Consider the following 12,212-nt stretch of genomic DNA (forward strand, 5'->3'; position numbering starts at 1 on the left):
TCAACTGGGCGCGGCCGGAGCCACGCCGCAAAATTTAACCGTTCTTCTTCGCGAAGATGACGCGAGCCAGGATGTTCAGCAGCAGCACGCACAGGGTGATAATCAATACGCCAGCCCAGGCCAGCTGTTGCCACTCGGCAAACGGGCTCATGGCAAACTTAAATATGGTGACCGGCAGGTTCGCGATAGGCTGCATCATATCCGTGCTCCAGAACTGGTTGGAGAGGGAGGTGAAGAGCAGCGGCGCGGTTTCGCCAGCGATACGTGCCACAGCCAGCAGCACGCCGGTCAGGATGCCGGAGATAGAGGCCTTCAGCGTAATCGCAGAGATCATCTTCCATTTCGGCGTGCCCAGCGCATAGGCGGCTTCACGCAGGCTGTCCGGAACCAGCTTCAGCATGTTCTCGGTGGTGCGGATAACAATCGGTACCTGCAGCAGCGCCAGTGCAATCACGCCTGCCCAGCCGGAGAAGTGCTCCATCTGCGCCACCACGATGGTGTAGACAAACAGGCCCACCACGATAGAGGGGGCAGAGAGCAGAATATCGTTGATGAAGCGGATCACCTCGGCCAGCCAGGATTTACGCCCGTACTCGGCAAGGTAGATGCCCGCCATAATACCGAGCGGCGTACCAAATACGGTCGCCCAGAGGATCAGCAGGCCGCTGCCCGCCAGGGCGTTTGCCAGCCCACCGCCTGCGGTGTTCGGCGGCGGCGTCATCTCGGTGAACAGCGCCAGCGACATGCCGTCGATACCGCGCGTCACGGTGGAGAAAAGGATCCAGACCAGCCAGAAGAGGCCAAACGCCATGGTTGCCATCGACAGCGTCAGCGCGAGACGGTTTTTCATGCGGCGACGCGCCTGCATTTTACGGCGCGACTCGGCCAGCGCCGTCGTGGTTTGCATTTCGAGCGTAGCCATCAGCGTGCCCCCTCGTTTTTCGCCAGACGCAGGATCATCACTTTCGAAATCGCCAGCACGATAAAGGTGATCACAAACAGGATCAGCCCCAGCTCCATCAGCGCGGCAACGTGCAGCCCGGACTCCGCTTCAGCGAATTCGTTAGCCAGTGCAGAGGTGATGCTGTTACCCGGCATATAGAGCGAGGCGCTGTCGAGCTGGTAGGTGTTACCGATGATAAAGGTCACCGCCATGGTTTCACCCAGCGCGCGGCCCAGGCCAAGCATGACCCCGCCGATAACGCCATTTTTGGTGAACGGCAGCACGATGCGCCAGATCACCTCCCAGGTGGTGCAGCCGATGCCGTAGGCTGACTCTTTCATCATCACCGGGGTTTGTTCAAACACGTCGCGCATCACCGAGGCGATGTACGGAATGATCATAATGGCGAGAATAATACCCGCAGCGAGGATACCGATACCAAACGCCGGGCCAGAGAAGAGCGCGCCCACAAACGGAATGGTAGAGAGCACGTTGCCCACCGGCTCCTGGAAATAGGTGGCGAACAGCGGAGCGAAGATAAACAGCCCCCACATGCCGTAAACGATACTGGGGATAGCAGCGAGCAGCTCAATCGCGATACCCAGCGGACGCTTCAGCCAGCCGGGAGCCAGCTCCGTCAGGAACAGCGCAATACCGAAACTCACCGGGACGGCGATCAGCAGCGCAATAAAGGAGGTCACCAGCGTACCGTAGATTGGCACCAGTGCACCGTAGATATCGTTCGGGGCGTCCCACTCTTTGGTCCACAGGAAAGAGAAACCAAATTTCTGGATGCTTGGCCAGGAGGAGACAATCAGGGAGACGATGATGCCGCCAAGCAGCAATAGCACAATCAGCGCAGCCAGTTTGACCAGCGCGCCGAAGATCATGTCACCTTGTTTACCCGGTGGGTTAAAAGCAGGCTTGGTTGCAGCCATAAATTACTCTTCTGTTATGTACGTCTTACGAATTTGCCCGGTGGCGCGAACGCTTACCGGGCCTACAGTTTTTATCCGTAGGGCGGGAAGCCTACGCCTCCCGCCATCTTCGTCAAAAAGATCCTGTTAGTACAGCGCTTTACCGCTGCTGTCTTTCACATTCGTTTTCCATGCGGCACGAACCTGCTCAACCACGCTGTCCGGCAGAGTTGCGTAATCCAGATCGTTAGCCTGTTTCGCACCGTCTTTATAGGCCCAGTCAAAGAACTTCAGCACTTCAGCGCCCTGCTCAGGTTTCTTCTGCTCTTTGTGGATCAGGATGAAGGTGGTAGAGGTGATCGGCCACGCGTTGTCACCCTTCTGGTTAGTCAGGTCCTGAGCGAAGGTTTTGCTCCAGTCCACGCCTTTCGCGGCGTTAGAGAAGCTCTCTTCAGTCGGAGAAACCGGTTTGCCATCGGCAGAGACCAGCCTGGTGTAGGCCAGGTTGTTCTGCTTAGCGTAGGCGTACTCTACGTAGCCGATAGAGCCAGGCAGGCGCTGTACGAACGCGGCGATACCGTCGTTACCTTTGCCGCCCAGGCCGGTCGGCCAGTTCACGGTAGAGCCAGAACCAATTTTTGATTTCCACTCTTCGTTTACTTTCGCCAGGTAGCTGGTGAAGACGAAGGAGGTACCGGAGCCATCAGCGCGACGCACTACGGCGATATTCTGTGAAGGCAGCTTCATGCCTGGGTTGAGCTTAGCGATCGCTTCGTCATCCCATTTTTTGATTTTGCCCAGGTAGATGTCACCCAGCGTTTTACCGTCCAGCACCAGCTCACCGGATTTCACGCCCGGCAGGTTAACCGCCAGCACCACGCCACCGATAACGGTCGGGAACTGGAACAGGCCTTCCTGATTCAGTTTCTCATCAGACAGCGGAGCGTCAGACGCGCCAAAATCCACGGTGTTAGCAGTGATCTGCTTCACGCCGCCGGAGGAGCCGATACCCTGGTAGTTAACTTTGCTACCGGTCGCTTTCTGATAGGTATCCGCCCATTTGGCATACACTGGCGCTGGGAAAGTTGCACCCGCGCCGGTCAGGCTTGCCGCTGCGCTAACAGCGAAAGCGCTCAGGGATAAGGTCGCGGCGACAACAGTAGCGACAGTGGTACGCATGACTTTCATAATGTCTCCTGAGGGATTGTAAATCGTTGTTTGGTTTCTACGATATGCAAAATAGGACAACCAGGTGACAGTTAAATGTACTTATTATGACATTTTTATGACAGGCGCTTATTTGACCGAAAATGGTCTATGGATTGTTTAAAAATAGCACAACGAGGAGAGACGTCCCGCCAGTAGCGACGGGACGTAAGAGGAACATTACTCTACGGTTACAGATTTCGCGAGGTTACGCGGCTGGTCAACGTCGGTGCCTTTGATCAGCGCGACGTGGTAGGCCAGCAGCTGCAGCGGCACGGTGTAGAAGATCGGCGCAATCACCTCTTCCACGTGCGGCAGCTCGATAATGTGCATGTTATCGCTGCTGGTGAAACCGGAATCCTGACCGGCGAAGACATAGAGCACGCCGCTACGGGCGCGAACTTCTTCGATGTTGGACTTCAGTTTTTCCAGCAGTTCGTTGTTAGGTGCCACAACGATAACCGGCATATCGGCATCAATCAGCGCCAGCGGGCCGTGTTTCAGCTCGCCTGCGGCGTAGGCTTCCGCGTGGATGTAGGAGATCTCTTTCAGCTTCAGCGCGCCTTCAAGAGCGATAGGGTACTGATCGCCACGGCCCAGGAACAGGGCGTGGTGCTTCTCAGAGAAGTCCTCTGCCAGCGCTTCAATACGTTTGTCCTGGGAGAGCATCTGCTCGATACGGTTCGGCAGCGCCTGCAGGCCATGCACGATATCCTGCTCGATAGAGGCATCCAGACCCTTCAGGCGGCTCAGCTTCGCCACCAGCATCAGCAGCACGGTGAGCTGGGTGGTGAAGGCTTTGGTCGACGCCACACCGATCTCTGTGCCAGCGTTGGTCATCAGCGCCAGATCGGATTCACGTACCAGCGAGGAGCCAGGCACGTTACAGATCGCCAGCGAACCGAGGTAGCCCAGCTCTTTGGAGAGGCGCAGCGCGGCCAGGGTGTCCGCCGTCTCACCAGACTGGGAGAGGGTGATCATCAGGCTGTTGCGGCGCACGGCGGATTTGCGATAGCGGAATTCAGAGGCGATTTCCACGTCGCACGGGATACCGGCCAGCGATTCAAACCAGTAGCGTGACACCATCCCGGAGTTGTAGGAGGTGCCGCAGGCGATGATCTGGATATGCTCAACCTGAGAGAGCATCTCGTTGGCTTTCTCGCCCAGCTCGCTGAGATCGATCTCACCGTGGCTGATACGCCCGGTCAGGGTGTTTTTAATGGCGTTCGGCTGCTCGTAGATCTCTTTCTGCATGTAGTGGCGGTAGATACCCTTATCGCCCGCGTCATATTGCAGATTAGATTCGATGTCCGGGCGCTTCACTTCCTGACCTTCACGGTCATACACCACGACGCTACGGCGGGTCACTTCCGCAATGTCACCCTCTTCGAGGAAGATAAAGCGGCGGGTCACCGGCAGCAGAGCCAGCTGGTCAGAGGCGATGAAGTTTTCGCCCATGCCAAGACCGATAACCAGCGGGCTACCGGAGCGGGCGGCCAGCAGGGTGCTCGGATCGCGGGTATCCATGATAACCGTACCGTACGCGCCGCGCAGCTGCGGGATAGTGCGCAGAACGGCATCGCGCAGCGAGCCGCCTTTTGCCAGCTCCCAGTGCACCAGGTGAGCGATCACTTCGGTATCGGTTTCGGAGACAAATTCATAGCCGCGCGATCTTAACTCTTCGCGCAGCGGCTCGTGGTTCTCAATAATGCCGTTATGCACCACCACGATATGTTCAGAGACATGCGGGTGAGCGTTGCCTTCAGACGGTTCACCGTGCGTCGCCCAACGGGTATGGGCAATACCGGTTCCGCCATGCAGCGGATGCTCTTCCGCTGCCTGAGAGAGCATCTGGACTTTACCGAGACGACGCAGGCGGGTCATATGCCCTTCACTGTCGACTACTGCCAGACCGGCAGAGTCATAGCCACGGTATTCGAGACGACGTAAGCCTTCGAGAAGGATTTCAGCAATATCACGCTGCGCAACTGCGCCAACAATTCCACACATAGTTAGATTTCCTGATTATGGCGTAAGCCATGCGTTGTCGGTCAACCTGCGTTACCCGTTTTCCGGGCGCCCCGAGCCTTGTAGAGAGTGGGGTTATTTTTATAGCTACTGCTGGTGGGCGGGCGATCTATATTGACCGCCTCATCCCTGTATGCCGGACGACGCGAACGCCAGGCCGGCTACAAAATGGTTTACTTCTTCTTGACCGGACGTTTCCAGCCCTTGATATGGGTCTGTTTCACTCGGCTGATTACCAGCTCGTCCTCGGCAACATCACGGGTTACCGTGGTACCCGCAGCAATAGTGACGCCGCTGGCTACGCTCACTGGAGCGATAAACTGTGAATCGGAGCCGACAAAAACGTCGTCGCCGATAATGGTTTTATGCTTGTTGGCACCGTCGTAGTTGCAGGTAATGGTACCGGCCCCGATGTTAACGTTGTCGCCAATCTCCGCGTCGCCCAGATAGGTGAGATGGCCTGCCTTCGAGCCTTTACCCAGCCGCGCCTTCTTCATTTCGACGAAGTTACCGACGTGCGCGCCGGCCAGCAGCTCTGCGCCAGGGCGCAGACGAGCAAACGGACCGATGGTGCAGGCGGCTTCCAGGGTCGCATCTTCAACCACGCTGTAAGGGCTGATTTCGCAGTCGTCGCCGATAACACTGTTTTTGATCACGCAGCCCGCGCCGATTTTGACCCGGTTGCCCAGCGTGACGTTGCCTTCCAGAATAACGTTGGTGTCGATCTCGATATCACGGCCGTGGCTCAGGGTACCGCGCAGGTCAAAACGTGCCGGATCGCGCAGCATCACACCAGCCAGCAGCAGCTTTTCTGCCTGCTCGGACTGATAGACACGCTCCAGACGAGAAAGCTGCAGACGGTTGTTTACGCCCTCAACTTCGCTCAGACGCTGCGGATGCACCGCGGCGATCTCACGCCCTTCGAGGTAGGCCAGTTCGATAATATCGGTGATGTAGTACTCACCCTGCGCATTATCATTGGTGAGCTTGCTCAGCCAGCGCTTCAGATCCGCACCGTTGGCAATCAGGATGCCCGTATTGATCTCCTGAATCTTATGCTGTTCAGGGGTCGCATCTTTATGCTCAACGATGCCGGTGACCTTCCCGTCCTGGCGGGTGATGCGGCCATAGCCGGTGGGATCGTCAAGATTGACCGTTAACAGCCCAATGCCGCCCTGCGGCTTGGCATCGCGCAGGCGCTGCAGTGTCTCAACGGAGATCAGTGGTACGTCACCGTAGAGCATGAGGATATCTTCGTCATCGGCAAAGCCCGGGGCAGCCTGCTGCATAGCATGGCCCGTACCCAGCTGTTCCGCTTGCAGCACCCAGTTCAGGTTGTCGTCACGCAGCGTCTGCTTAAGCAGATCCCCGCCGTGGCCGTAGACCAGGTGAACGTGACGTGCGCCGAGATTATTCGCGGCATCAATGACATGCTGTACCATCGCTTTCCCGGCGAGAGTATGAAGCACTTTAGGAAGATCCGAATACATGCGGGTTCCCTTGCCTGCGGCAAGGATCACCACGCTCATGCTATTGTTCAACATACGCGTCCTGACTCTGATTTGAAGAAGAATTTTTACCGTTTACTGTTGAAATTACTACATTTTTTTCAACGTGAAATGGGGTGCGTATAAAATGTGCTTTTTGCATCTTTTATTCGCGTTGCTCCCCTTATTTTGGCCCATCATAAAACGAATTGCTGCATAAAGCGTACATATTGCTGCCCATGTACTCGCTATGCCGATGTTTTTACGTTTCTTTCGTTGCCTGAATAAAGAGGGCGCAGTAAACCAGCTGCCGCTTCGGCGTAAATTGAGGGTGAGTATAAGGGGATCCCGAAGAGGAGAATCCAGGTCGATCGGGCGATATTGGTTGAACAACATTGATTAAGCCACATAAAACACAAAGGCCGCCCGTCAGGCAGCCCTTGTTATGTTCTGTTCACACCGCCAGCGGTGGTGGCTTTAATCGGCGATATCAGGCGTGATTACAGATTAAACGTACCAAAAGAAACGTTCATGTTATTGAAGAAAGCGATGATTTTGTTAATCAGTTTCATGATGTTTTCCCGGTCGATGGATTCATTAATGTGACTTACTTCACAAAAATAAGTCTACGCCGCGTTGATTAATCGATCAACATTTTTGTGATGAAAATCACAAAAAAGATAAAACACCTTTTCAATAACCTACGAAGCCAACGCACAGGCATAAAAAAAGCCAGCCTGGAGACCAGACTGGCTTCGTACGTTCAAGCCGGTGTTACATCGCTTTTTTGGTCAACTCGATAACGCGCAGTTTCGCAATAGCTTTGGCCAGCTCCGCAGACGCCTGAGCGTAATCCACGTCGCCATGCGAGCTCTTAATGTGCTCTTCTGCTTTACGCTTCGACTCCAGGGCTCGCGCTTCGTCGAGATCCTGGCCACGAATCGCAGTATCAGCCAGTACGGTCACGGTGCCCGGCTGTACTTCAAGTACGCCACCAGACAGGTAGATAAACTCTTCATGACCGTGCTGTTTCACGATGCGGATCATACCAGGCTTAATGGCGGTGAGCAGCGGGGCGTGACCCGGGAAAATCCCCAGTTCACCTTCGCTACCCGTTACCTGGATTTTCTCGACCAGACCAGAGAACATCTGTTGCTCTGCGCTGACCACGTCCAGGTGGTAAGTCATTGCCATATCACCCTCCGATTAAGGCGTTAAAGTTTTTTAGCTTTTTCCACGGCTTCGTCGATGGAACCCACCATGTAGAACGCCTGCTCCGGCAGGTGATCGTACTCGCCTTCCATAATGCCTTTAAAGCCACGGATAGTGTCTTTCAGGGAGACGTATTTGCCCGGAGAACCGGTAAACACTTCTGCCACGAAGAACGGCTGGGACAGGAAGCGCTGGATCTTACGTGCGCGTGCTACCACCAGTTTGTCTTCTTCAGACAGCTCATCCATACCCAGGATGGCGATGATGTCTTTCAGCTCCTGGTAACGCTGCAGGATAGACTGTACGCCACGCGCGGTGTCGTAGTGCTCCTGGCCAACTACCAGCGGATCCAGCTGACGGCTGGTAGAGTCCAGCGGGTCAACGGCCGGGTAGATACCCAGAGATGCGATCTGACGGCTCAGTACCACGGTTGCGTCAAGGTGCGCAAAGGTGGTGGCTGGAGATGGGTCAGTCAAGTCATCCGCAGGTACGTATACCGCCTGTACAGAGGTGATAGAACCGGTTTTGGTGGAGGTGATACGCTCCTGCAGAACGCCCATCTCTTCCGCCAGCGTCGGCTGGTAGCCTACCGCTGAAGGCATACGGCCCAGCAGTGCGGATACTTCCGTACCGGCCAGGGTGTAACGATAGATGTTGTCAACGAACAGCAGAACGTCACGACCTTCGTCACGGAACTTCTCAGCCATGGTCAGGCCGGTCAGTGCAACGCGCAGACGGTTTCCCGGCGGCTCGTTCATCTGGCCGTACACCAGGGATACTTTGTCCAGAACGTTGGAGTCGGTCATCTCGTGGTAGAAGTCGTTACCCTCACGAGTACGCTCACCCACGCCTGCAAACACGGAGTAACCGGAGTGTTCGATCGCGATGTTACGGATCAGCTCCATCATGTTTACGGTTTTACCTACGCCCGCGCCGCCGAACAGGCCGACTTTACCGCCTTTGGCGAACGGACACATCAGGTCGATAACCTTGATACCGGTTTCCAGCAGTTCCTGAGAGCTGGAGAGCTCTTCATAGGACGGTGCTGCACGGTGGATAGCCCAACGCTCTTCTTCACCGATGTCGCCTTTCATATCGATCGGCTGACCCAGTACGTTCATGATACGACCCAAGGTCGCTTTACCTACCGGCACTTCGATCGGGTGCTCGAGATCCTGAACTTCCAGACCACGACGCAGACCGTCAGAAGAACCCATAGCGATGGTACGTACGATACCGCCGCCGAGCTGCTGCTGAACTTCCAGCACCAGACGCTCATTACCATTTGTCACTTCGAGGGCGTCGTACACGTTCGGTACGGCGTCCTGCGGGAACTCGACGTCCACCACGGCGCCGATTACCTGGACAACTTTTCCAGTAGCCATCTTGAATCCTCTACGAATTTCCTAAACCTGGTTAAACCGCAGACGCGCCACCGACGATTTCGGTGAGTTCCTGAGTTATGCTGGCCTGACGAGCTTTGTTGTAAACCAACTGCAACTCTTTAATCAGGCTACCGCCGTTATCGGTTGCGGCTTTCATCGCCACCATACGCGCGGCCTGCTCGCTGGCCAGGTTTTCTACAACACCCTGATACACCTGCGACTCGACGTAACGACGCAGCAGGGTATCCAGCAGCGCTTTCGGATCGGGCTCGTACAGGTAATCCCATGCTTTATGTTTCAGATCGTCATCCTCTGATGCCGGCAGCGGCAGCAGCTGGGTGATGGTCGGAGACTGGGACATGGTGTTGATAAATTTGTTACTGACGATGTAAAGCTTGTCCAGACGACCTTCGTCGTAGGCCTGCAACATCACTTTTACCGGGCCGATCAGTTCGGACAGGGAAGGGTTATCCCCCATGCCGGTTACCTGAGCGACAACGTTGCCGCCTACGGAGTTGAAGAACGAGACGCCTTTCGAGCCGATCATCGCGAGTTCGCTCTGAACGCCCTTGTCGGACCACGCTTTCATATCCGCCAGCAGTTTTTTGAACAGGTTAATGTTCAAACCACCGCACAGACCACGGTCGGTAGACACCACCAGGTAGCCCACGCGCTTAACGTCGCGTTCTTCCAGGTAAGGGTGCTTATATTCCAGATTACCGTGTGCAAGGTGACCAATCACTTTGCGCATGGTGTCTGCATAAGGACGGCTGGCTGCCATTCTGTCCTGCGATTTACGCATTTTGGAAGCGGCGACCATCTCCATCGCTTTAGTGATCTTCTGCGTGTTCTGGACGCTTGCGATCTTACTACGTATCTCTTTTGCGCCGGCCATGAGCTTCTCCTCAATGCCTTGCGGTCTGCCCTAAGACAGACCGCCAGACGTTACCAGGACTGGGTTGCTTTGAAGGAATCGAGGATGCCTTTCAGCTTGCCTTCGATTTCGTCGTTATAGCCACCGGACTGGTTGATCTCTTGCATCAGCGGAGCGTGGTCACGGTCAACGTAAGCCAGCAGAGCGGCTTCGAAGCTACCGATTTTCGCCAGTTCCACATCTTCGAGGTAACCGCGTTCAGCCGCGAACAGCACCAGACCCTGCTGCGCAACAGACATTGGAGCGTACTGTTTCTGCTTCAGCAGCTCGGTCACTTTCTGACCGTGGCTCAGCTGTTTACGGGTTGCTTCATCCAGATCGGATGCGAACTGAGAGAACGCAGCCAGTTCACGATACTGTGCCAGCGCGGTACGGATACCACCGGACAGTTTCTTGATGATCTTGGTCTGAGCAGCACCACCCACACGGGATACAGAGATACCCGGGTTAACCGCCGGACGAATACCGGAGTTAAACAGGTTGGTTTCCAGGAAGATCTGACCGTCGGTAATCGAGATTACGTTGGTCGGAACGAATGCGGAAACGTCACCCGCCTGGGTTTCGATGATCGGCAGCGCGGTCAGGGAGCCAGTTTTACCTTTTACTTCACCTTTGGTGAAGTTCTCAACGTACTCAGCGTTTACGCGGGATGCGCGCTCCAGCAGACGGGAGTGGAGGTAGAACACGTCGCCCGGGAATGCTTCACGTCCTGGCGGACGACGGAGCAGCAGGGAGACCTGACGGTAAGCAACGGCCTGTTTGGACAGGTCATCGTACACGATTAGTGCATCTTCACCGCGGTCACGGAAGTATTCGCCCATCGCACAGCCAGCATACGGAGAGAGATACTGCAGCGCAGCGGATTCAGAGGCGGTAGCCACCACAACGATAGTGTTGGACAGCGCACCGTGCTCTTCCAGCTTACGCACTACGTTAGCAATGGTGGACGCTTTCTGGCCGATAGCCACGTACACGCACTTGATGCCGGAGTCACGCTGGTTGATGATCGCATCGATTGCCATCGCGGTTTTACCGGTCTGACGGTCACCGATGATCAGCTCACGCTGGCCACGGCCGATTGGGATCATGGCGTCAACAGACTTATAACCGGTCTGAACCGGCTGGTCGACGGACTGACGTTCGATTACGCCCGGTGCGATAACTTCGATTGGCGAGAAGCCATCGTGTTCTACCGGACCTTTACCGTCGATTGGCGCACCCAGGGTGTTTACCACGCGGCCCAGCAGGCCACGGCCGACCGGCACTTCCAGAATACGGCCGGTACACTTAACCTTGGTGCCTTCGGCGAGGTCAGCGTACGGACCCATCACGACTGCACCTACGGAGTCGCGCTCCAGGTTCAGTGCGATAGCGTAACGGTTACCCGGCAGGGAGATCATCTCACCCTGCATACAGTCAGCAAGACCGTGGATACGGATAACACCGTCACTTACAGAAACAATAGTACCTTCGTTGTGAGCTTCACTCACAACATTGAACTGAGCAATGCGCTGCTTGATCAGTTCGCTGATTTCGGTGGAATTCAGTTGCATGCTCCAGTCCCCTTAAGACTGCAAGACGTCTGCGAGGCGTTCAAGACGGCCGCGTACGCTGCCATCAATGACCATATCACCCGCACGGATGATAACGCCTGCCATCACAGACTTATCGATTTTGCAATTCAGCTTCACTTTGCGTGACAGACGTTTTTCCATCGCGACGCTGATTTTCGAAAGCTGTTCTTCACTCAGTGCGATTGCCGAGGTGACTTCAACCTCAGCGCTAGCCTCGCTGGCTGCACGCAATTGAATAAACTGCTCAAGAACATCAGGGAGCGCATTCAGACGACCGTTCTCTGCCATCACCTTAATCAGGTTCTGGCCGTTGGCGTCCAGCTGCTCTCCACATACTGCGATAAACGACTTAGCGAGCGCTTCCGGTGCTATCGCACCGGAGAGAAGCTCTGCCATTTGTTCGTTTTTTGTCACCTCGGCGGCAAACGCCAGCATATCCTGCCAGCGCTCTACACTCTGGTGTTCGACGGCAAAGTCAAAAGCTGCTTTGGCGTAGGGGCGAGCTACCGTAACAAATTCAGACATC

Annotated in this window: 10 protein-coding genes; all 10 read right to left on the reverse strand. The window is 55.6% G+C overall.

From position 1 onward, the window contains the following. Window positions 1–34 precede the first annotated feature (34 nt). A complete protein-coding gene (gene pstA / locus NR795_RS17305; protein ID WP_144818265.1) occupies window positions 35–922 on the reverse strand; it encodes a phosphate ABC transporter permease PstA in 888 nt (295 codons plus the stop codon). Next, window positions 922–1,881: a phosphate ABC transporter permease PstC gene (pstC, locus tag NR795_RS17310; protein ID WP_144818264.1), complete on the reverse strand. Its 960-nt coding sequence runs from the start codon at window positions 1,879–1,881 to the stop codon at window positions 922–924. Before pstC ends, pstA begins: the two co-directional genes overlap by 1 nt. A 126-nt stretch (window positions 1,882–2,007) precedes the next feature. Next, the gene (pstS, locus tag NR795_RS17315) at window positions 2,008–3,048 is read right to left on the reverse strand and encodes a phosphate ABC transporter substrate-binding protein PstS (protein WP_257758854.1); all 1,041 of its coding nucleotides are present in this window, start codon (window positions 3,046–3,048) and stop codon (window positions 2,008–2,010) included. A 198-nt stretch (window positions 3,049–3,246) separates the two neighbouring features. Continuing rightward, the gene (gene glmS, locus NR795_RS17320; protein WP_144818262.1) at window positions 3,247–5,076 is read right to left on the reverse strand and encodes a glutamine--fructose-6-phosphate transaminase (isomerizing); all 1,830 of its coding nucleotides are present in this window, start codon (window positions 5,074–5,076) and stop codon (window positions 3,247–3,249) included. 191 nt (window positions 5,077–5,267) lie between these two features. Further along, entirely contained in the window at window positions 5,268–6,638 is a 1,371-nt protein-coding gene (gene glmU, locus NR795_RS17325) for a bifunctional UDP-N-acetylglucosamine diphosphorylase/glucosamine-1-phosphate N-acetyltransferase GlmU (protein ID WP_144818261.1), read from the reverse strand. A 717-nt stretch (window positions 6,639–7,355) separates the two neighbouring features. Continuing rightward, window positions 7,356–7,775, reverse strand: coding sequence for a F0F1 ATP synthase subunit epsilon (locus NR795_RS17330; protein WP_042393503.1), 420 nt, complete (start codon window positions 7,773–7,775; stop codon window positions 7,356–7,358). Window positions 7,776–7,795: 20 nt separating this feature from the next. Further along, window positions 7,796–9,178, reverse strand: a complete 1,383-nt coding sequence (gene atpD, locus NR795_RS17335; protein WP_042393505.1) for a F0F1 ATP synthase subunit beta — start codon at window positions 9,176–9,178, stop codon at window positions 7,796–7,798. A gap of 31 nt (window positions 9,179–9,209) precedes the next feature. Continuing rightward, window positions 9,210–10,073 carry a F0F1 ATP synthase subunit gamma gene (atpG, locus tag NR795_RS17340; protein WP_042393507.1) on the reverse strand — a complete coding sequence of 288 codons (864 nt, stop codon included), beginning with the start codon at window positions 10,071–10,073 and terminating at the stop codon, window positions 9,210–9,212. A gap of 50 nt (window positions 10,074–10,123) precedes the next feature. Continuing rightward, window positions 10,124–11,665 (reverse strand): F0F1 ATP synthase subunit alpha, encoded by a 1,542-nt coding sequence (gene atpA / locus NR795_RS17345; protein ID WP_042393509.1) that lies wholly within the window; start codon window positions 11,663–11,665, stop codon window positions 10,124–10,126. Between the two features lie 12 nt (window positions 11,666–11,677). Next, complete coding sequence (gene atpH / locus NR795_RS17350) at window positions 11,678–12,211, reverse strand: F0F1 ATP synthase subunit delta (RefSeq protein WP_257758855.1); 534 nt, start codon at window positions 12,209–12,211, stop codon at window positions 11,678–11,680. Window position 12,212: the final 1 nt, after the last annotated feature.

Origin of the sequence: Pseudescherichia sp. L3 (assembly GCF_024656065.1) — a bacterium.
Taxonomy (GTDB): domain Bacteria; phylum Pseudomonadota; class Gammaproteobacteria; order Enterobacterales; family Enterobacteriaceae; genus Pseudescherichia.

Coding starts and splice junctions, on each gene's coding strand:
- pstA (WP_144818265.1), bottom strand. CDS start 922: ATGGCTACGCTCGAAATGCAAACCACGACGGCGCTGGCCGAGTCGCGC.
- pstC (WP_144818264.1), bottom strand. CDS start 1,881: ATGGCTGCAACCAAGCCTGCTTTTAACCCACCGGGTAAACAAGGTGAC.
- pstS (WP_257758854.1), bottom strand. CDS start 3,048: ATGAAAGTCATGCGTACCACTGTCGCTACTGTTGTCGCCGCGACCTTA.
- glmS (WP_144818262.1), bottom strand. CDS start 5,076: ATGTGTGGAATTGTTGGCGCAGTTGCGCAGCGTGATATTGCTGAAATC.
- glmU (WP_144818261.1), bottom strand. CDS start 6,638: ATGTTGAACAATAGCATGAGCGTGGTGATCCTTGCCGCAGGCAAGGGA.
- NR795_RS17330 (WP_042393503.1), bottom strand. CDS start 7,775: ATGGCAATGACTTACCACCTGGACGTGGTCAGCGCAGAGCAACAGATG.
- atpD (WP_042393505.1), bottom strand. CDS start 9,178: ATGGCTACTGGAAAAGTTGTCCAGGTAATCGGCGCCGTGGTGGACGTC.
- atpG (WP_042393507.1), bottom strand. CDS start 10,073: ATGGCCGGCGCAAAAGAGATACGTAGTAAGATCGCAAGCGTCCAGAAC.
- atpA (WP_042393509.1), bottom strand. CDS start 11,665: ATGCAACTGAATTCCACCGAAATCAGCGAACTGATCAAGCAGCGCATT.
- atpH (WP_257758855.1), bottom strand. CDS start 12,211: ATGTCTGAATTTGTTACGGTAGCTCGCCCCTACGCCAAAGCAGCTTTT.